This window comes from Eximiradius sp. (assembly GCA_937127445.1).
Classification (GTDB): Bacteria; Bacteroidota; Ignavibacteria; order Kapaibacteriales; family UBA2268; genus JAKIZO01.
This window is the reverse complement of sequence record CAKZLY010000018.1, coordinates 157,003-179,301: the sequence shown is the minus strand read 5'-3', so window position 1 is coordinate 179,301 and position 22,299 is coordinate 157,003. Positions and strand designations below refer to the sequence as shown.

At 34.4% G+C, this 22,299-nt stretch carries 16 protein-coding genes; 9 read left to right on the top strand and 7 right to left on the bottom strand.

Translation table 11 applies throughout. From position 1 onward, the window contains the following. Nucleotides 1-1,296, top strand: coding sequence for a shikimate kinase (locus AC6QZF_RS06195; RefSeq protein ID WP_499799011.1), 1,296 nt, complete (start codon nucleotides 1-3; stop codon nucleotides 1,294-1,296). Beyond that, on the top strand, nucleotides 1,286-2,509 hold the full coding sequence (locus AC6QZF_RS06190) for a 3-phosphoshikimate 1-carboxyvinyltransferase (RefSeq protein ID WP_499799010.1): 1,224 nt from the start codon (nucleotides 1,286-1,288) through the stop codon (nucleotides 2,507-2,509). Before AC6QZF_RS06195 ends, AC6QZF_RS06190 begins: the two co-directional genes overlap by 11 nt. Here the strand turns inward: AC6QZF_RS06190 and AC6QZF_RS06185 are convergent. From AC6QZF_RS06185 to AC6QZF_RS06165, 5 genes are all read right to left on the bottom strand, one after another. Continuing rightward, the gene (locus tag AC6QZF_RS06185) at nucleotides 2,502-3,845 is read right to left on the bottom strand and encodes a sodium-dependent transporter (protein WP_499799009.1); all 1,344 of its coding nucleotides are present in this window, start codon (nucleotides 3,843-3,845) and stop codon (nucleotides 2,502-2,504) included. The two genes, AC6QZF_RS06190 and AC6QZF_RS06185, sit on opposite strands and share 8 nt — an antisense overlap. Before the next feature lie 159 nt (nucleotides 3,846-4,004). Further along, entirely contained in the window at nucleotides 4,005-6,443 is a 2,439-nt protein-coding gene (locus AC6QZF_RS06180; protein WP_499799008.1) for a trypsin-like serine protease, read from the bottom strand. A gap of 143 nt (nucleotides 6,444-6,586) precedes the next feature. Then, on the bottom strand, nucleotides 6,587-7,771 hold the full coding sequence (locus tag AC6QZF_RS06175) for a T9SS type A sorting domain-containing protein (RefSeq protein ID WP_499799007.1): 1,185 nt from the start codon (nucleotides 7,769-7,771) through the stop codon (nucleotides 6,587-6,589). 398 nt (nucleotides 7,772-8,169) lie between these two features. After that, nucleotides 8,170-9,543, bottom strand: coding sequence for a RagB/SusD family nutrient uptake outer membrane protein (locus AC6QZF_RS06170; RefSeq protein ID WP_499799006.1), 1,374 nt, complete (start codon nucleotides 9,541-9,543; stop codon nucleotides 8,170-8,172). Between the two features lie 14 nt (nucleotides 9,544-9,557). After that, nucleotides 9,558-12,851: a SusC/RagA family TonB-linked outer membrane protein gene (locus AC6QZF_RS06165; RefSeq protein WP_499799005.1), complete on the bottom strand. Its 3,294-nt coding sequence runs from the start codon at nucleotides 12,849-12,851 to the stop codon at nucleotides 9,558-9,560. 425 nt (nucleotides 12,852-13,276) lie between these two features. Between AC6QZF_RS06165 and AC6QZF_RS06160 the strand changes: the two genes are divergently transcribed. The 3 genes from AC6QZF_RS06160 to pdxA are packed head-to-tail and all read left to right on the top strand — an operon-like array spanning nucleotide 13,277 to nucleotide 16,257. Continuing rightward, nucleotides 13,277-14,011 carry a PASTA domain-containing protein gene (locus AC6QZF_RS06160; protein ID WP_499799004.1) on the top strand — a complete coding sequence of 245 codons (735 nt, stop codon included), beginning with the start codon at nucleotides 13,277-13,279 and terminating at the stop codon, nucleotides 14,009-14,011. A gap of 3 nt (nucleotides 14,012-14,014) precedes the next feature. Continuing rightward, entirely contained in the window at nucleotides 14,015-15,265 is a 1,251-nt protein-coding gene (gene rodA / locus AC6QZF_RS06155) for a rod shape-determining protein RodA (RefSeq protein WP_499799003.1), read from the top strand. Continuing rightward, entirely contained in the window at nucleotides 15,262-16,257 is a 996-nt protein-coding gene (gene pdxA, locus AC6QZF_RS06150) for a 4-hydroxythreonine-4-phosphate dehydrogenase PdxA (protein ID WP_499799002.1), read from the top strand. Before rodA ends, pdxA begins: the two co-directional genes overlap by 4 nt. Here pdxA and AC6QZF_RS06145 read toward each other — a convergent pair. Together AC6QZF_RS06145 and rplS are read right to left on the bottom strand one after the other, a co-directional pair. After that, nucleotides 16,249-17,214 carry an aminopeptidase gene (locus AC6QZF_RS06145; RefSeq protein ID WP_499799001.1) on the bottom strand — a complete coding sequence of 322 codons (966 nt, stop codon included), beginning with the start codon at nucleotides 17,212-17,214 and terminating at the stop codon, nucleotides 16,249-16,251. The genes pdxA and AC6QZF_RS06145 overlap by 9 nt on opposite strands. A 304-nt stretch (nucleotides 17,215-17,518) precedes the next feature. Beyond that, nucleotides 17,519-17,860 (bottom strand): 50S ribosomal protein L19, encoded by a 342-nt coding sequence (gene rplS, locus AC6QZF_RS06140; RefSeq protein ID WP_499799037.1) that lies wholly within the window; start codon nucleotides 17,858-17,860, stop codon nucleotides 17,519-17,521. Between the two features lie 195 nt (nucleotides 17,861-18,055). Here rplS and AC6QZF_RS06135 point away from each other — a divergent pair, with 195 nt between their 5' ends. The 4 genes from AC6QZF_RS06135 to AC6QZF_RS06120 all read left to right on the top strand — a co-directional run bounded on the left by AC6QZF_RS06135 (nucleotide 18,056) and on the right by AC6QZF_RS06120 (nucleotide 22,295). Next, nucleotides 18,056-19,474 (top strand): glycine--tRNA ligase, encoded by a 1,419-nt coding sequence (locus tag AC6QZF_RS06135; RefSeq protein ID WP_499799000.1) that lies wholly within the window; start codon nucleotides 18,056-18,058, stop codon nucleotides 19,472-19,474. 210 nt (nucleotides 19,475-19,684) lie between these two features. Then, a complete protein-coding gene (gene thpR / locus AC6QZF_RS06130; protein ID WP_499798999.1) occupies nucleotides 19,685-20,221 on the top strand; it encodes an RNA 2',3'-cyclic phosphodiesterase in 537 nt (178 codons plus the stop codon). 230 nt (nucleotides 20,222-20,451) lie between these two features. Next, a complete protein-coding gene (locus tag AC6QZF_RS06125; protein ID WP_499798998.1) occupies nucleotides 20,452-21,003 on the top strand; it encodes a hypothetical protein in 552 nt (183 codons plus the stop codon). Next, entirely contained in the window at nucleotides 21,000-22,295 is a 1,296-nt protein-coding gene (locus tag AC6QZF_RS06120) for a hypothetical protein (protein ID WP_499798997.1), read from the top strand. The genes AC6QZF_RS06125 and AC6QZF_RS06120 overlap by 4 nt, the downstream gene beginning before the upstream one ends. Nucleotides 22,296-22,299: the final 4 nt, after the last annotated feature.

The following is a 22,299-nucleotide window of genomic DNA, read 5'->3' as shown; positions in this document are numbered from 1 at the left end:
ATGAAAAAATTCGCTGTTATTGGTAATCCTATAATTAATAGTGCAAGCCCTATAATTTATAACTATTTATTCAAAATAAATAATTTAGATGCTTACTATTCAAGATTGCTTGTTACTGATATTAAAAATGGACTAGATACTTTTCATTTGCTTAAGCTGGATGCAGTTAATGTAACTATGCCTTACAAACAACTTGTCTATGGTTGGGTTGATTACCCTGACGAAATTTCAAAAATTACCGAAACTTGTAACACACTAATTTTCAAGGAACAGATTTTTGGATATAACACTGATTACAAAGCTACTTACGATGTACTTCATAAAATCAAAGTCGATTCGCTCTCTGATATCCTTGTTATTGGAGCCGGTAGCACAGCAATAACCGTTGTTGATATTTTAAAAAAACTAAATAAACAAATCGACATTATCAATAGAACAAGAGAAAATGTTAATATTATCAGCAGCTTTTATGATAATGTTCGTGTTATTAACGAAGATACAGTAAAAGAGAGTTACGACCTGATAACCAATACTGCTTCTGATTTGTCTTTTTTCAAACACTACTCAAAATTGACAAACGCTAAAATATTATTCGATTTTAACTATATGAAAAATCAACTCTGCAAGCTTTTTCCTAATTACCAATACTTGATTGATGGCTTCGAAATACTTAAAAATCAAGCATTTTATGCTTTCAATCATTTCGCAGATGATATTTTTCATTCAAAAAACGTTCTTTTTGAAGATGAAAATATCTCTGAACTTTTAAGACAAAAGAAAAGCAAAAAAAGTAACTTTTCTCTAATTGGTATGACGAGCGTCGGTAAAACTGAATTTGCTCGCTCTCTTGCCCGTGAACTTAATATGGATTATTTCTCAGTCGATGAATTTATTGAAAAATATGCCGGTAAATCTATTGCGAAAATATTCGAAGAGCAAGGCGAATCTGAATTCAGAAAAATTGAAGCAAATGTGATAAAGCAAATTAGTTCACTCAAAAATTCGATTATCGATACTGGTGGCGGTTCTTGCATCTTCAATGAAAATATTGAAATGCTTAAATCTCACTCCTTTGTTGTGTTCCTTGCCCGAAAACCTGAGCATATCTGGAACGATGTTAAAACCGATAATCGTCCAATTTTAAAACACGCTAATTACGAGGAGTTTCTTAGTATTTTCAACCGAAGACTTGATAATTATTTTAAATGCTCAGATTTAATTTATTCTTTTGCTAAATTTGATACTGCTTTCCAGGTATTGAAAAACGAATTATGTAATTACTTAAATGCAGATTAATCCTCAAACCATCGACAAACAAATTGCTGCACCATTTTCAAAGAGCGAGTTCCTGCGAGCTTGCTTAATTGCTTTGTTGAATAACAAATTTACTATAGAAAATACACCAAATTCAGAAGATGCTACCGCGGCAGTTAATATTTTAAAAGAGTATTCAAACTGCACTTGTAACAACAATAAGTTACTTGTTGAAAAAATCAAAAGAAAAAATAACTTTCATTTCCATTGTGGCGAATCGGCTTTTCTTGCCCGAAGTCTTGTGGCAATATCGGCAGTAATGGGCTGGAACACTAAAATTACTGCTTCCGGGTCCCTTGTTACTCGTAATCTTTCTGATATTTTCGATTTTTTCGTGCGTAATAACATAAAATTTGAAGGAAATTCTCCATTTCTACCATTAACTCTCTCCAAAAGCGATATACAAAATCCAATTGAGCTGGACGCTTCTCAATCTTCTCAATTGCTTTCCGGTCTGCTGATTGGAAATGCCTTTGCTGAAAATAATTTTACTATTCAATGTCCTCATATTGTCAGCAAAGGATATGTGGCTCTTACCTTAAATATGCTTGAAAAAATTGGAATAATTTATAATTATTCGGGGAATGCATTCTATCTTGCAAATAATCCTATTATTTCTAATAATGAAATCACTATTAAAGGTGATTGGAGTGCCGCAGCTTTTTTAATGGTTGCTGGGCTTATCTCTGGTAAAGTAGAAATTTTGAACTTAGATCCAACATCGTTTCAACCCGACTGTATTTTTGTTGACTTTATCAAAAAAATCGGGCTAAATTGTTCTTCTATTCATTCAAACTCATATAAATTAATTTGCGAAAAGTCAATTATTCCTCCATTTGAGTTTGATGCGACTGATTATCCCGATTTAGTTCCTCCGCTTGTAGTGCTTGCCATAAATGCAAAAGGGAAATCTTTAATTAAAGGTATTCATCGCCTTGTGAATAAAGAAAGCAACAGAATTTTGTCTTTGCTGGATGAATTCACAAAGATTGGCGCAAATATCGTTATTGACGATGATAGTTTTCTTATTGATGGGAATTCTCAAATGATTGGGGGAGAGGTGTCTTCCAGAAACGACCATCGAATTGCTATGGCTCTTGCTGTTGCTGCCCTTAATTCAAAAAGCGGAATTGTTCTAGACAATCCCGCTTCAGTCAATAAATCTTTTCCAGATTTCTGGAAATTGTTTAAATAATACCGAATAAACTTAGCAAAATCAAAGTAATTATAGCTGGAATAATATATTTTATAAAAAAGCTCCATAAAAATGCAATTTTTTTGAAATATTTCGATCCTTGCAAAATTTCCTCAATCGCCGGTTTTGTGCCCCATATCCATCCAACAAATACAGATGCAAACAATGCTCCTAATACAACAGCAAAATCACCAAAAATAAAATTCATATGTGATAAAAAATCTGCTGAACAAATGGATTTAGGCAACAAGCCAAAGTTTGTAAAGAAGTCAACTGTTCCTTGTGATAATGCCGACGGCAGTCCCATAAAAAATGTAAATATTGTCGCATAAATCACAATTCTCTTCCTATTTATTTTCTTCTCATCAACGAAAAATGAAACTGGAACTTCTAACATAGAAATAGTCGAGGTCAGCGCTGCTATTGAAAGCAATACAAAGAAAAATGCACCAACTATTTGTCCGCCGACCATTCCCATAAATAATTTTGGCAATACTTCGAAAACAAGTGCTGGTCCAGCCTGAGGATTGCCGCCCATTGCAAATAAAGCAGGGAAAATAATGAAGCCTGCCATAATTGCTACTGTCGTATCCAGTATTGCGATGGTTATCCCGCTGACAAATATGTTTTCTTTTTTCGATAAATAACTTCCGTAGGTAATCATTAATCCCATCCCAAGACTTAACGAGAACATTGCTTGCCCAATTGCCGAAAGAATTACCTTAGGAGTAATTTTAGAGAAATCTGGTTTCAAATAAAATTCTAAACCTTTCGATGAACCTTCTAAAAGATTAGCATATATTATTAGAAAAATCATTATCAGTATTAGTAGTGGCATTAATATTTTAGACCACTTCTCTATCCCTTTTTCTACTCCTCCATAAACTATTCCGGCAGTAAAAATTAAAAACAATGCAAACAGACCAATTTCAAAAAATGGGTTAGATATAAAAGTCTGATAGCCAAAGGCGTCTCCACTCAACATTTTGAAAATATAACCGAATGTCCATCCAGCAATCACTGAATAAAAAGCTAAAATACCAAGATTTGTTAGAATGGCAAAATAACCAACGAACTTCCAGAATGAAGAACTTCTGATACTTGTAAATGCGCCAACTGGATTTTTCTGTGTTTTTCTACCTATCGCAATTTCTGCAATCATTAAAGGTATTCCAAAGAATATTACAAATATCAAATATGTTAGAACAAAAGCTGCACCACCATTTTCACCGGCTACATACGAAAATCGCCAAATATTTCCCAAACCTATTGCTGCTCCTGCTCCGGCTAAAATAAAACCAATTTTAGAACTCCATTGTCCTCTTTGTGTTTCCATTAGGTTACCTCGTAAAATTGATTTATATACTACCCTTTTTGTGAAAAAAATCTTTTTTAATATATGAACATTATTGATATTTTAAAAATGAAAATTTTTATAAAAAAACTGCTCTCCTATAATTTTGGAGAGCAGTTTTTATTGTTTAACAAATCGATATTATTTGACTACAACGAATTGTTTACTCAAGATTTGGTTATTTATTTTGACATTCAGAGAATAAACACCAATAGGCAGTCTACTAGTATCAATTGTTTTGTTGTTCTGTCCAATAGTTGTCTGGATTTCATTCAAGTAAAGGACATTACCTAATGTGCTTGTAATTGATACTTCTGCTCTTGAAATGTTACTTGTCGCGAATGACAGATTTATAGAATTTGAAACTGGATTAGGATATAACGATAGATTATCAACTTTTATATCATCTTTGACTGATGAAAATTCATTACAGAATTTGAATTGGTTTTCATTAATAAATTCTTTACCTGTAACTACTAATATTATTTGTCCAGCGAAGTCTCGTATAACAACTGCTGTATCTACATTTACTCCACCTTCCGAACTATTAATTGGGACCAAATAATAACATCCTTCTGGCAGACATAAATCATATTCAGTTGTGTAAGGACTTTCCACATTTCTACTCATTACTATATGTCCTTCTTCGTTTCTGATTTCCCAACCATATACCCAGAAGTTTTCATCTGTTTGTATGCTCAAAGTAGCAAATTTTGGAAGTAATTCAACTTGAAATTCTGCATTTAATATATTATCATCGAGGTTTATCTCTTCTTCGTAATTATCATACGAAATGATCTCGACTTTTATTTTGTTGTTTCCGACAGATAATTCATCAAGATTTAGTTCGATTGGATAAGCCGAACCAGCGAAAATTGTGTTCGATAATGTTTTGGTTTCCGAGCTTTGACTGTTCTCATAAGTTATTTTATATTTCAAATTCTTAATCGGTAATGTCCCGGTATTATTCAAAGTCAGGTTTAAGTTTTCGCTAACTTCATTTAAATCACAAACTATTACATAATCTGTCATATCATTCTTCATAACAGTTATATTATAATTTGGTTCAAATGGAATAGAGAACGATGTCATATGGAAGAAAGATTGCTCTTCGTTCCATAGCAAGTCGTATTTTTTGTCATCTACATCAACAGATAAATTAAAATCATATTCACCCATTCCACCGATAAAGAACATATAATTACCTTCGCCAAGACATATTTGTTCTTCCACTTTCTTGCCGGATGAAGCAAAATTATAATCTTTTGTCTCAATTTGTTCCATTGTTCCTGCATTTAATATCGCCCAACCAACAGAAAAGATATTTCCAAAATCAAGAGATAATGTAAGTGTATTTGGTTTTGCTAACTCAAAATACTTGTTATCTGTATACTTTTCGAGCTCAGTTTCATACCCGTTTGGTTTTGAAATAGTTACTTCTATCCAGTACATCCCATAATTTTCAATAGTTCCACTCAATTCAATGGGAAATCTTTTACTTCCACCTGTTAATAATGGATTATCAATCAGTATCGTTTGAGTAATAGAGTTTAATATATTATTTGGGTCAGTTCCGATTTTTATTGTTACGTCGAATTTTTCTAATGGCTCTTTTCCCGTATTAACAACTAAATATTCGCCAATTTGTGGGACTTCTCCGCAAGAATATACTTTGTCTTTTATATATATTTTATCCAGATCGATGAAATTATCGTTTGTAGGCTCAAAAATAACATTGATTTTTGAGTTGTCCATAATCCAATCGTAAAAATAAGGCACGCGAGTATAAACAGCTGGTTGTTTTGGTGCTCCACAAATGTTTCCCCACGAAGTTATGCCTGCTAAAACGAAATTATTTATAGAGTCTTTTACCGCGAGTGGCCCTCCGCTATCGCCGTGGCAGCCGCTTACTCCACCTTCTTCGTAACCTGCTGGTAACATACTTTCAAGAACTGTATTCATTCCTTGTGTAGATTCTGCAAACCATTGGTTCGCCGTTTCCACCGAAATTATTGGTAAAACACCAACCTGTAATTGGTCTGGTTGTTCGCCCATGTACTGAGTTGTTCCCCATCCAGTTATTGTTGCCATTGTTCCAGGAGAAATTAGCCCTGATTGCTCTTCTTCAGGTGTTACTAATCTTATTATTTTGCTACTGAGGTTTGCTGTATCTATTGGATATGCTAACCGCAACAACGCTATATCGTTTACGACTGTGTTCATATCATATTCAGGATGGATAATATAATCGGAAATTTCATAAACTACTGCTTCACTCATTTCACTTAATTTAGAAAATGCTGCTAATATTCTTTGTTTTTTGTGCGAATTCTGCAGGACACAATGTGCTGCTGTTATCACCCAATATCTATCAATTATTGAACCGCCACACATAAATTCATTAATGTTGCCCTCTTCATCAATCGAAAATAGCGCTACTTGGTAAGGATAATCTTCAATATTTGCAGGCACTCCACCAACTATTTTTATATCGGGAGCTTGCGCAAAAACCTGCGTTAAACTAAACAAAACAAGTATTATAGCAAAAAACACGGAATTGAGACTAATAATTATCTTCATCTGGTTATCTCCACAATGTTAATAAAAAATGAACTACTTATGATTTACGAATTAAATCGCTTTTTGTTTCAAATTAATTAATTTTTGTTAAGATTTCTTGTTTCTATTTATAATGTGTTAAAAACCAATATGAAATGCTACTATCAGTCTTTTATTATTTTTCTTGTATAGATTTTGCCATTATTTTTTGCGATTATCAAATAGTAATGCCCATTTGTGAGATTACTTAAATCAAGAGTGTATTCATTACCCATTTGAATTATCTTTACTTGTAATTTCTTTCCAAGACTATTGAATATGTATATATTGTATTCATCAATTGTTGAGTTACTTGATTTTATTGTTAATTTATCTGCAATTGGATTTGGGAAAATATTGATTTCTGAAAAATTAGAATTATCTTTTATCGACAAAGGTGAACAATTAATAGCAGTTCCAGGTTGTTCAAAAAATATTCCATCAGAGACATACCATTTATACCAAATGCCATTAGTGCCAGATTGCCAGGTATTTAAATCAAATGTTCCACTACCTTTTTCATCTCCTTTAATCTTATAAGTTTTAATTGCTAAACCATCTAAATCCCAAGTTAAAGGATTTCCCACAGAACATTTTTCTGGTGTTTTAATTTTCAGTTCACAGTTGGATTGGATGAAATATGCATTATCGTCATAATTTGGATGCCCCCCAAAAACGCGTGCAATACCATTCGTGTCAATGCAAACAGCTGTATATTCATCGCACGCTATTGCTCTTGCAAAAACTCCATAATCTGTAATTATTCTTGCTAAAAATGCCACAAGTCTTCCTTTCCTATCAGGGTTATCGAAATGCGTTTCTGTAATAGTATTATATAATAAATTGTGCTTTATAAATGATGATGTATCGATAGTAACTCGGTTATTAAATGGATCTGAAAGGGCCTGAGCTGATGTTACTGTTCCATTTTGTGCCGAAAAATAATACTGACCTTGTATTGCCATTCCTGCACTTGTTCCACCAACTACTATGTTTCTCTGTTTAATAGCGGAGTTAATTACACTATCAATTGGTGTATTTCTCCAATAACTAATGTATGTCCATTGGTCCCCGCCAGCGAACCAAATAGCTTCTGCTTGCTGAATTCTTTGAATTATATATGGTTCATAACTTGCTAATTTGTTATGACAAACAATACTCTCAACAGAATTTATTGGAACGCCTAATTCAGAATATAGATATGAATTATAACCATCTGCCCCAGAGGTCCTCAACACTAAAACATCTCCGCCATTTGCCTTTTGTAAAAACCATCTCATTGCATTATCATCTTCCCGAGATCCTCCCATTAAACATATTCCGCCTGAAGGTTTTGTAATTATATCAGTATTATTCCCAGTCAAATAGGATGTATAATTTCCCCCGAAACATAAACAGGGTACAACTGAAATTATTAGGATTAGTAAGTTATTAAATGTTATAATATTCATAATCTATCAATACCTTAATTTATAATGTTAATTATTTTTTACACTTTTAATTAAATATTTATATAAAAAAATATATTGAATATAGAAAATATCATTTTAAACTTCAATAACAACTTAATACCTCCAATCACGATTTTATTCCTATATAAAATATAATTAGATTTATAATAATTTGAGAATGAATAATTATTATATTATATTAATAAAAAAAGCTGTCCCAAATGATAGGGACAGCCAATTTGTATAAAAATACTATTCTACTTCTGCCACATTACCAAGCCGTCGCTATCAGCTGGAACATTTGGATTTGCGTTCTTTTCAGTTATTGGATAAATAAATCGCATTGGCAAATTAGCAGCAGGTTTCTTACCAGTGCGGCGCATATCAGTATAAGCCTGTCCTTCTAAGAACAACTGCAAAAATTTCTGTTTTAATATTTCATCAATTAACGCTGTACCAGAACCCGAGAAATCAGCCAAACCAGCAGCATTTCTGATTATGTTTAGCTTAGTTAAAGCCTCACCTTCTCTTCCTGTCCGAGCAAGTGCTTCAGCAAGGATAAGAACAGTTTCCTGATAAGAAATTAATGGGAAATCGTCTGCATATTTACCATATTTTTTCAAAGAGACAAGTTTGGTGATGTTTTTCTCATCATTTGTTGGAGTAATACCTTGTTCGTCGAAATAAGCATATCCAACAAAATTTCCATCAGAATTTGGGGAGAAATATTCACTCAAACGTTTGTCACCAACTTCTGCTTGAAGAGCACGTACAAAAGTATGAGTCGCACGAATTGGTTCGCCAACTTCAGTCAATGCCCAGTGTCCCCAGACAGAGTATTCTCCAGCAGCTTCATTATATATTCCAAGAAGCACAATATTAGGTGCATCAATACCTAATGCTGCTTCTTCGGCTGCTTTTTGATAATTCATTGCATGCAAGTAATAGCGAGCTTTGAGTGAATGAGCTACCTTTGTCCATTTTGCACCATCGCCACCAAAGTTCAAGTCTTGTGGGACAGCAGCAGTATTTGCAAAATGCGTTATTGCTTCGGTTAGTAATTGTTGGACTTTGTCATATGCTTGAGCTTGCGATACAAAGGTAGGTGCCTGCAATCCTTGAATATCTACTGGAATAGAACCATAAAATGCTGCAAGTTCACCAAGGAATAAAGCTTTGTACACTTTTGCAATCCCAATAAATGTGTTCTGCAAAGCTTGATTATTAGCACCAAAAGTAACTTCTGGTGAATAATTAATTATGTCGTTTGCTATACGAACACCTCTATAACCGAGCTTCCACATATCATCGACAAACCCGTCTGTTTGCATTTGGTATGAATTCCAGCTTACCGGTTGCGGACGTCCCAATCCCGGAGGAGCACACATTTGACGAGACCACATCGAAGCAATACGTGAGCGATCGCCTGAATAAAAATCGCCTGCTGCAACTTGCATCGAAATTAATAAGCCTTTAATTCCTGTTGCAGTCTTTACATTTGATTCGTTAATCGCATTAGGTGATTGATTGATGCTATCATCAATATCGCAACTCGATATTGTTATTGCTATCAAAGCAAACAATGGAAGCATCATCAAGAGGCTAAATACTTTTTTATTTGATTTTTTCATATTCTATCCCCCGATTAATACATTATTGAAATACCAAAACGATAGGAGCGTACTTGTGGCAATGTAAAGTAGTCAAATCCACGACCTTCTGCTAACGAGAATGTGTTAACTTCAGGATCGTAGCCTTTGTAATCAGTAATTGTTAACAAGTTACGAGCAGAGAAAGTGAAGGCAACAGTTTGTATGTTCCAATCCTTTAAGCCATTCCAACGGTATTCTATAGAAAATTCTCTAAGCTTTATATAGGAAGCATCTTCTATGAATGGTTCGTTAATATAGAATCCATTGCTGTACATACGGTAGAAAGGAGTTTTTGTAACTTGCTTTGGATTGTTAGGATCTGTAACATCTAACACAGGTTTACCATCGAAATTAATCCAAGGCTCATCGCGATCCTTAGTATCACCTGCAGTTCCAAAATTATATAATGCACCACGAGTACCATTCCAAACATCCAACCCGATTGCTGCATCAAACAAAAAGCCAACTGTTAAATTCTGCATTATTGTAAAGTCGTTCCTCCAACTAAATTGAAATTTTGGATTGGAATTACCTATTATTTTTTGATCGGGGTCTTGAATTGGAGTATTAATATATGGATTTCCATAGTCGTCTTCCATTAACAATCCGTTCGGATCATTCGCATCTGTTTTAGTTACTCGACCATATTTATCACGCATTATCGAACCGTCGTTGTTGAGCTTAATATATTCTCCAGAGTAAACAATTTTGCCGTTTACATCACGCAACCATCCATAACCATAAAATACACCCAGTGGATGACCAACCATTGCTACGTTTTGAATACCAACAAATCCGCCACCTAATGTGATTACATCTGTTGGTTTTTGTACTGGGCTAATAATCATCTTGGTTACTTTGTTACGGTTGTGTGAATAGTTGAAAGTAGTTACCCAATTGAAATCAAATGATGTAATTGGATTTGCTTTGAGTGAGAATTCCAACCCTTCGTTCCACATCTCAGCAGCATTCCGAAGCTGTTGGTCGTAACCCGTTGAAGTAGGAACTGGGACATTCAGAATCATATCAAATACATTTTGCTTGTAGTAAGTAACTTCAATGTTGAACAAATTATCAAACAAAGTAATATCCAAACCATACTCGCGTTCAATTGTCAATTCTGGTTTTATATCTTTTGCACCTGCCACGACATATGATGCAGCACTTGTTCCACCACCTGGTTTAATACCAATATATCCCGAACGTGATGCAGTTGTCGAGCGTCCCCATGGGTCAAAAAATCCTGCAACACCATATAAAAAGTTAGTTGCATACACATCAGGAAGTGATGGCGAACCAGCTTCACCCCAAGATGCACGCAAACGAACGTTTGAAAATGCTGGTTTCAATGCTTCCCAGAAGCTTTCATTGCTCAACACATATGAGAAACTAACTTTTGGATAGTAATGGAATTTATCAGACTCGCCAAATGTAGAGCTTCCATCACGACGCATAGCCAACGTTAATGATAATTTTTCAAGCCAGGTATTTGTCAATTGAGCAAACGTACCGACCGTTTTCTTTTCATATTTGTTTGACCCAGCATCTCTTGTTGCTCCAGCTGCAAGCATATCAAAGAATGGAATAGTGCTTGTTGCATCACCAAAATTGGCAGTACGATAATCCCAAATAATCTGACTACCTGTTACAAATGTTGTAAAGAATTGATTATCAAGCCAATAAGTCTGGAAGTTTGCTGTAAAATCAAGATTTGTTTTTTCATTGTCTATTCTCTGGTCAGAAATGTATCCCTGACGATTATTTGAGGCAGCACTTCCAACAGCTAACCTTTCGTTATTCTGATAATAATATCTATCGTATCCTACTCGACCATTTAAACTCATCCAATCGAAAACTTGCAATTTTGCATCTGTTGAGTGTAAGAAGCGAGTGATTTTGGAGTTGAATTTGTTGAAATGTTGTGTCCAGATTGGATTATCATAAGTTCCATATCGACGCATCGTGCCATCAGGGTACAAATAATTCTTATTGTTGAACTCGGGAGGAGTACGCAATGCTCCTAACAAGATACCTGATGTATTTGAACCATCTTGTGGCAAATCATTGTTTGTAATAATATAGTTATTACTAGTTTTAATATTAAACCCTGGAAGAATTTGTGCCCCAATATTTGCTCTTACACTTGTTCTTTCTAATAATGAACCAATAACATACCCTTCGTTTTTGGCATATGTTCCATTAATTAAATAATCAAACTGTGGAACACCTCCCGAAATTGTAAGTGATTGCTCATATGAGAATGCAGTTCGAAATGGTTCGGATGAATGGTCGTATGTTTTAATACTGTCCGGTAACTTTGCTCCCCAGGAGTCGTTGCTACCAGGTTTGCCTTCCTGGAATTTTACTCTCTGACCATATTCTCTCTGCAGCGGCACTTCACCGGCTTGTTTGTCGAATGTATATGAGCTGGTGTAAATAATTTGCGCAGGTTTATCCATTGATTGTAATTTCCCGCGCTTTGTTGTTATCAAAATAACTCCATTTGCTGCTTGCGAGCCATAAATTGCAGCAGCTGAAGCACCTTTCAAAATTTCAATGGATTCAATATCTTGCGGGTTAATATCTACTGCACGGTTAGAAAACTGGACTGTACCACTTCCATCATAGAGCGAAGTATTATCTATTACAATACCATCAACAACATAGAGAGGCTCTGATGAACCAAGAATTGACTTGCGTCCTCTCATAGTAATATAAGTACCGGCACCAGGTGTTCCCGAGTTTCTTGTTACAAAGACGCCAGGTACTCGTCCACTTATTGCATCGATTGCTGATGGTGAAACAACATTGGCTACATCTCTTCCGCTTACTGAGGCAATTGTGTTACCAAGTGTATTTCTATCTACTTCACCTGTTAACCCAACTACAACAATTTGACTTGTTAATATGCTTTGAGTCTTCAGGCCAATGTCCAGGTTTCTTGTCTCGCCTTCTTTTAATGTGATTTTTGTTGTTTGTGATTCGTAGCCGACAAATCGTACTTCTATTGTGTGTGTTCCAGCAGGTGCTTCAAAAGAAAATGCACCCTTTGCATCTGTAACTGCGCCAACACGCAATGCAGGTATCGAAACAGAAGCCCTTGGGAGTGGAGCTTTTGTTTCAGCGTCGTATACAATACCCTTAATAGTAGCACGTTTTGATTGAGCTATTGCGCTTTCATTGAGCAACGAAAGCGACAGTACTCCAATCAAAACCGTCAAAAAGATACCTCTGAAAATCATACTCGATGATTTCCGTGGTAGCTTAAAGCATGCAAGTTTTAGCATAGGCACTACCCTTTGTTTGTGAAAAAAGTAAAAAAATGTAATAAACTGTAAAAGAAACAAAATGGAACTAATAACAACGCTATAAATCTTTTTGAAATGAGTAAGTTAATTTATTGTTTATAATCCCCCTTGCTTTGTTAGTAATTTATGAAATCTGCTAAAAGCACTTGAAATCTAAACTCTATGCTAAATTTAGAAAAAATTATTTTATAAAGCAAAAAAAAAATGAGTTTTTCCCTAAAAAAATACTTTTATTAGTCAATTTTTAATATTTTCTTAACGTTTTTGAACAAACTTTTATTTTTGTAACTAAAATAAAATACAACCTTATTTTTATTTTTGCCTTTTTGTTTCTAATAATTAACAATTTATTATTAAATTAGTTTTCTAATTTTTTGTTAATTACGCTATGATTGTTAATGTAGGTGAACGCTAATCTTTACAAATATAGGAAGTATGCTATTATTCTTGCTATTTACTTAGCAATTCTGCTGTTCTTTCTATTGGTTTTCGATAATCTGATTATGCCTGCTGTGATTAATTCAGGCGAAAAAGTCAAAGTTCCTTATTTAATTGGTAAACCATTAGAAAAAGCTAAAATTGAATTAGATAAAATTGGATTGAGCTGGAAAACCACCAAAGAAGCTTATTCTGAAAAATTCCCATCTGGCACAATTATTTCTCAAACACCAGCACCGAATATATTTGTCAAGTCTTCCAGACCAATTCTACTTACTGTTAGCAAGGGACAAGAAAAAGTTGCCGTACCTTATTTAATTGGTTCAAGCGCTCGTTCAGCAAGACTTGCTTTGATGCAACGCGGTCTGGAACTCGGGAATATTAATTATGAGTTTAATGATTTTTACCCAAAAGATACTATTTGCAATCAATCCATTTCAACAGGCACAATGGTACCTTTCGGTAGCAAGGTAAATATTACTATCAGCAAAGGACCAATTAATCAAACATTAATTCCATCTTTAATTGGCTATAGCTTCGATGAAGTGAAATTAATCATCGAAGAATCCGGATTTATTTTGGGTTCTGTGCAATATAAAGTCAGCGAAACTTATTTACCGAATACTGTCATAGACCAATACCCAAAACCCAACGAAATGGTTTCGCCCGGTGCTATAATTAATGTAATAATTGCAAAATAACCTATGAAACTCGATAAGAACATACTTATTGATGCTCGTCGTAAAATACATTTCGATTGGATACTGTTTTTGACAACTATCTCTATTCTTCTAATCGGTCTTATTTCTTTATATAGCGCTACATACGATTCCAATATGAGCAGTTTTTTTTATAAACAAATCATCTCTATCAGTATTGGTTTAATTCTGATGTTTATTATTGCATATTTGCCCGATAGTTGGATAAAATTCAATAGTTGGACCGTATATATTATCAGTTTGATGTTACTTGTTGTTGTTGCTTTTGCTGGTGTTGAAATCAATGGTACAAAAGGATGGCTACGGTTCGGTGGCTTTTCTTTGCAACCAGCAGAATTTGCTAAAATTGGCGTATTACTTGCTATTGCTTCTGTTGTTTCAAGAAAAGGTATGAACATCCATACCTGGCGAGATTTATCTTTGGTTCTGCTCATTATTGCTATCCCATCTTTCTTGATCTTGAAGCAACCTGACTTCGGTACTGCAACTGTTATTTTTGCTATGCTTTATGGGGTCTTACTGTGGATTGGGTTTAATCCTTTTATTCTTTTTACCTTAATCAGCATACCTTTTCTTATCTTATTTTCTTTCAAAGGTGATATTTGGTTCTATTCTTTGGCAACTTTGTTATCAATTTCTCTTTTTGCATTCCGAAAGAATTTCATTCTAACAATTGGACTAATTTTAGTTTTCTTTTCTATCAATTTTATTTCTGACAACGTTTACGATAAACTTTCTCCGCATCAAAAGTTACGCATTCAGACTTTTGTCGAACCTGAGGCAAATCCTCTTGGTGCTGGCTATAATGTTATTCAATCTGTTATGGCTGTCGGTAGTGGTGGGCTTACTGGCAAAGGATTTCTTCAAGGTACTCAAACTCAACTCCGTTATATCCCTATGCAATGGACAGATTTTATTTATTCTGTTCCTACCGAAGAGTTCGGTTTCATAGGAGGAGTGGTTGTTATTTTACTCTTATTCTCAATGATTTGGAGAATGATTAACATATCTGCTATTGTTCACGATAAATTTCATAGCGTTGTTTGTATTGGTGCTGTTTCAATTTTATTCTATCACTCATTTATTAATATTGGAATGGCAATTGGCGTTATGCCTGTGATGGGAATTCCTCTCCCATTTATGAGTTACGGCGGCACTTTTGTTATTTCTAATTTAATTCTTGTTGGTTTGGTAATGAATGTTCATAGAACCCACTATTTAAAGAGGTCAATATGATAAAAATTATCTCTACTATCGGGGATCCTAATGGCATTGGGATTGAATGTCTGGTGAAGGCTTTGGATTATCTAAATGATAATTGCAGCTGGTTTCTAAATATTCAGCTTGATATAGCTGGTAATGTTAATTTAATCGATAAATATCTAAAGCGTATTAATTATCCTTATATAATTGTTGATGATTATCTTATTTTAAATGGGAGGAAATATCAAATTCTTTCCGCTACTGACGATATTGATATTGAATTTGGTAAGATTAACCAGAATTCTGGTTTGGTAGCTGCTCATTCTCTCGAATTTTCTGTTTCAGAACTTGTTAAAGGTAATTACGATATTCTAATCACAATGCCAATTTCTAAGGAAGCAACTAAACTTGCAGGATGGAAATTCCCCGGTCATACAGAAATGATATCTAATGCTCTTGGTGTCAAACATCCTCTAATGATACTCTTTCACGATAAAATTCGTGTGGCTCTTGTTACTTTTCACACACCTATCAAAGAACTACCCTTTGAAATTTCCTATAATCGAATTATTCATATTGGTTCTGTATTTAATAATTCTTTGCAAATTGATTTTGGCATTGAAAAGCCTAATATTGCTGTGCTCGGACTTAATCCTCACGCTGGCGAAAGTGGAAATATCGGTCGTGAAGAACTTGAAATAGTTATTCCTGCAATGCACAAACTTCAAGAACGTGGAATAAACGTAAGTGGCCCTTTTTCAGCTGATGGCTTCTTTGGTTTCGGTGAATATAAAAAATATGATGGCATATTAGCAATGTATCACGACCAAGGTCTTATACCTCTAAAACTTCTGGCTCAAGGCAATGGAGTGAATTTTACTGCTAATTTGCCGATTGTAAGAACTTCGCCTGACCACGGTACCGCGTTCGAAATTGCTGGGAAGTCAATAGCAAACCCTCAAAGCACAATCGAAGCTTTTAAATCCGCTTACCAAATTTATGAGAACAGAAGAAAATTAATCTAATATTAGTTTCCCAGCAGATATTATTTTCTCATCATCAGCATATACTGTTGGCTTTTTGATTATACAGTCTATGTGTATTGGGACGCTAATTTTCCCACCCATTGATAAATTATTTCCAAACGCGATGTGAACAGTTCCTAATACTTTTTCGTCTTCAAGAATATCACCCGAAATTTTTGCCTTTGGATTTGTGCCAATCCCAAACTCACCAACTGCACGTGCATACTTACCCACATCTTGTAATGTTTTTTCCAGTTGACGTGCTTCCTCTGTTTTGCCGTAGAACTTTTCTGCAAATCCATCGTTAATCTCAATTGTTACAGGAGAAGTAACAAGCCCAAATCCTGCAATCGACCCATCGATCACTACTACTCCGTTTGTTTTTCCCTCTATTGGAGCTACATATACCTCACCAGACGGAATATTCCCGCTATCACCAATATTTCTCAGCACACCTGTTGATGATATTATTTTTCTTTGTTTTATTGGGATTAGTAAGTCTGTTCCCAGCTTTGTGGTAATACGAATTTCTTTTGTATTCTTAAGAATTGTAGAAAGTTTCTCATTAATTTCGATTATTTCATCTGGATTAGCAGACAAACAGCGTGTCATTGATTCTATTGATATCCCTGGCATTGTCCCAATTCGCACTCCCTGCTTGGATGCCTCTCTACGTGCGTTTGTATGCGTAATCGATTTGGAAGTCGGTGCAATAACAACATCTACATTCTTCATAAATTCAGCGATTTGGTCAGGTGGTTCTTCTCCATTTAGTTTTCTCGGACACATTTCTAAGTAAAATGCTTCGTAGCAGAGGCTTTTCCCAGATTCGAACAGCGCCATTCCGATTTCGCGCATAGGCTCATCAGACAAAACAAGCAATGTCTCATCTTCTGAAACACCCATATAGTCCTTTAAAGCAGTTTGTGCTGTTTTTTTTAATTTAAGTGTAGCCATAATATATCTTTTATAATTAACAATATTCGATTAATTCTATATTTTTGTTTTTTGCTGAAAACAAAATTGCATATCTGCAAGCTTCTATGTTGCAAAATATCTATTTTTTATAAAAATCACAAGAAAATTAACAATTGATTAGTTTTTTTTTCTATATTAAATTATTTTTTAATCGGTGCTAACTTACTTGAAACTGTTAAAATAAATATACAAATAATAAAACGAAAAAACAAAATAAATATTTTATAATTAAAAAATGCCTTTCGTAAGTGAAAGGCATTTTTTAAATTTTTATTGATTATGATCAATTATTCGACGTTTTAGCGCGTATCTTTCTTTCGCTCATTCCTCTTAGATAATATAATTTAGCACGGCGAGCACGCCCTGTGCGCTCTACTTTTATGCTTTGTATCATTGGCGAATACAATGGGAAAATTCTTTCGACACCAACTCCGTTGGAAATCTTTCTTACTAAAAAAGTTTCGTTGATACCAGAACCACGACGTGAAAGCACAATCCCTTTGAAATTTTGAATACGCTCTTTTTCGCCTTCAACTACTCGAACTGCTACATTTACTGTATCGCCCGGCTTGAAATCAGGTATTTCTGCAAAATTTTCGCCGTCCTTATTTTTACGGGCCTCAATTGTTTTTTCAAGCAGTATTTGATTTACATAATCTAAAGTATTCACTTTTACGCTCCTTAGTTACATATAAAACACAAAATTATTAAAATTACAAATATTATCCAAATAAAATTATCCACATTTAATTTTTCTTATTTCTTATCTACCTTTTTGTTATTTTTGAAAATTTGTAAGTTTCACTTTGTGGTTCGAAATATGTTTTCACTTGATGCAATTACTTCTCTTGCGAAAAGGCGCGGATTTGTATTCCAGTCCTCTGAAATTTATGGTGGGCTCAATGGTTGCTGGGACTATGGTCCATTAGGAGTTGAACTTCTTGCTAATATTAAAAATGCTTGGTGGAAAGAAATGACTTTTCGCGATAATATTGAAGGTCTCGATGCTGCTATTCTTATGCACCCTCGCACCTGGGACGCAAGTGGGCATACCTCGCAATTCAGCGACCCAATGATTGATAACAAAACAAGTAAAGCCCGCCATCGTGCCGACAATCTAATTGAAGATTTTATCGAAAAAATGAGAAAAAAGAATAAAACCGAACTTGCAAACGAAATCGAAATTGCTCTTAATCAAACCAAAGAACCCAACGATTTTTATGATATTATTATAAAATATCAAATTCCTGATCCAGTTTCGGGTACTACCGATTGGACACCAGTCCGCAATTTCAATCTTATGTTCAAAACATTTATCGGTCCAGTCGAAGACGATAGCTCTATTGTTTATTTACGTCCCGAAACTGCACAAGGTATATTCGTTAATTTCAAAAATGTTCTTGATACTGCTCGCCAAAAAATTCCATTTGGTATTGCTCAAATCGGTAAAGCTTTCCGCAATGAAATTAATACCAAAAATTTCCTCTTCCGTACTCGCGAATTTGAACAAATGGAAATGCAATTTTTCGTTAAACCCGGCTCCGAAAAAGAATGGTTCGATTACTGGAAAGAACAACGCTGGAATTGGTACCGTCGATTAGGTATGAAACAAGAAAAACTACGTTGGAAAGTTCACGAAAAACTTGCTCACTACGCTAATTATGCAGTTGATATTGAATTCGAATTTCCGTTTGGCTTCGGTGAAATCGAGGGTATTCACTCTCGCACTGATTTCGACCTCCGTAATCACCAGGAATTTTCCGGTAAAAAAATGGAGTACGTTGATGCTGTGAACAACGAGCGTTATATCCCCTATGTAATTGAAACTTCCGGCGGTGTTTCTCGTTCGTTTATGGCTTTCCTTTGCAATGCTTACGACGAAGAAGAAGTATCTTCCGACAACGGGAAATCAGAAAAACGAACTGTTCTTCGCTTTGCTAATGTGCTAGCTCCTATCAAAGCAGCAGTTCTCCCACTTGTCAACAAAGATGGTATGCCCGAAAAATCTGAAGTAATTTACAGAGATTTGCAGAAATACTTCAAAGTCCAATATGATACATCTGGTGCTATTGGTCGCCGCTACCGCCGTCAAGATGAAATCGGAACCCCATTCTGTATCACTATCGATGGTCAAACATTAGAAGACAATACTGTTACTGTTCGTCAGCGCGATTCAATGCAGCAAGTTAGAATTAATGCTGATAACTTGAAAAATTACCTCATAGACAATTTAATATAATTCTATGCTCGTAAAATGTCTGCTCTTCAAGTTTTTTTTGAAAGAGCAGACATTTTTTCACTATAATATTTTTGCTGCAATTATTCGAATTTTCTTAAATGCTTGCATAATTCTTTGTGTGATTATTTAATTATTTTGGTATTATCTAAATATTTTTGCTTATATTATTTTATAATCAACATTTTTAGTCTTATAATATTTTTGAGAGTTATGAATAAAAGATTATTTGTCGGTGTTTTTATAAATAGTTCGATATTCGACAACAAACTAATTCAATTGAAAAAAGATTTTGATAGAGTTACAATAGGGAAGTGGGTCGAAGATTATAATCTTCATTTTACCTTGAAATTTATAGGGGATTTTCCTATCAATCAAATTTCTGAATTGAAATCCGCTCTATCAGAGCATCTCACTGATTACCAAGAAAATCTTGTCTTTTCTGGTGTATCCGTTCTACCTAATCGCAAAACACCTCGTGTGTTATATATTGATATCCAAACAGAAACAAATTTGTTACTCGAAAAATTTATAATTATTGATGATATCTGCTCAGATTTCTGTATTAAGAAAGAAAGCAGAGAATTTAAACCGCATCTTACTCTACTTCGAATGAAAAGCGTTTCGAATAGCTTCTATCGCTATCTAGATAAATACTCAAATGAATACTTCGGAACACTCACAAACTTTCGTATTGAACTCATTGAAAGTAGTTTAACTCCTTCCGGCCCTAAATATACTATTATCTAATTTTGAAAATAGATAATAAACCATCTATTTATTTTTGATTAATGCCTCATTATTTAATTATTAATATCCTGTAATTTTTCATTTTTTTCTTGTTTTTAAACTTGATTTATCTTATATTATCGGTAATTGCATTTTCATTTGTGATGTTTTTGTGTAAGTATAAATAATTTAAATAGTTTAAATAATTTATTTCAAGCAGCCTATCGTGGTATATAATTATTGGGGGTTTTATGAGAAAATGCCTTGTTTTGCTAACTTTTTTGATATTATTTCTACCGCTCAAATTAGTCAGTAGCATTTACTATTCCGTGGGAGTAAATTACCTTATACCTACTGAAAAGTTTAAAGATGCAAATAAAAATTCAATAGGTATAAAACTTGAGGTTATAAGCAAAAATTACTGCCGCTTGTGGTATGGATTGAGAATTGACCAATTCAATCTTAAAAAGAAAAATGAAATAAGTTATTACAAGAAAGAAACGCTTATTTCACCAGTTGTAAAGTATTCCCCATTTGTCCGAGATTGCTTCAACAACAAGTTTCTTCCCTACATTGAAGGACAAATTAACCTGAGCTCTATTTCCGGAACAGATAACCTTTCAAAACTTGGTGTAGGTGGAGGGTTAGGTCTTGGTCTTGCATATAATTTTGTAATATTTAAAAAATGCTGGATGATTGACGTGCAAGCAATTTATTCAGCACCAAATTTTATTCACAGAGCTGATAAACGCGAAAACCTTAAATCTATTAATTGTGGATTATCTTTGAGTGTAAGCCTATGAAAAACAATTTACTTATTATGTCTATTGCAAGCATTGCTTTTCTAATGCTTTTCTCTTGCTCTGCTAAGGTTTCCTGGGACGACGCTGTTAGAATTAAGAAAGATTCTACTTATAAATACATAACTCATCCAAAAACAAAAAATTTCCGTTCCGGTGCCACCCTTCGTGGAGAAGTTAAAAAAATCGAAGTCATTGGCTATCCAGACTCATGTCCAATGAATAATTGGGTTTATAAAAGCTTTGTCGTTTTTGTTGATTCGTCCGTGAAAAAAAGAAATATCAAAGAACGTATCCCTCTCGAAGATGTAGACTTAGTTGGACTGAAACTCAATCTACCTTTAAATCAATATCAAAATATTAATTATTTCGAAAATTACAATGACCCACTTCTGCCAAGAATGCTCAGGGAAGTTCCTGTTGATACTCTGTATAAAGATACTTGCTCGACGCCTTGTAATTGCAAACCTTTATCTCTTGATTTCGATTTCGAAGTTCCTTGTATACTGTGCCTTGAATGTCCCGATAGAGAACTTCAAAAATATTTCTTAGAAATCAAGCCAGGCTACTCTCTTTACAATGATTTTAATGCCTTTTCTAAAAAAATTGGACGTGATGACTGGACTGCCGATATTGCTTTTGGCTACCGCTTCGGAAGTTCACGCAGATGGGGGATAGGGCTAATTGCGTCTACCGGTGTTCACGCTTTCAATAAATTTGATAGTACGCTTACCCGCAGATTTTCTCTAAATTTATATGGTAGATATGAACTCGTAAGGGACCACTTCACCAGAAGTATTAACATTTCCGACACTGCTGTTACTACTGCTGAAATGTTTACATACGATACAATCGTTGTCCCAAAAAGTTGCGAATGTCCCGAAGAAGGCGATTCTTTGATAATTATACAAAAGATTAATCCGGATTATCTTGTTGAAGTTAAAAATCGCCAAATAGTCGAAGAATACGAAAAACGACCTTGCTTTGTGCCTTTCGTTTATGGTTTGTTTGGTTTTAGCATCGATAAATTTTCAGTGGAATTAATGCAATTGAGCTTCAATAACGACTGCAAAAAGAAATTAGATGCAAAGGCACCCGATTTAGACATTTCTCTACCTCTAAATATTGGATTTGGCATTGGATTTGAAGTCCCAATTACCCGAAAAATTGATTTTTCTACCGATTTAGGCTTCCGTTCTATTTCTTATGCCGACAAAACTTATAATTTAGGCTTTGTTTCACCTACTCGCAAACGCATCAATTCTTTAATTTTCAGAATTGGAATAACAATATAAAGGG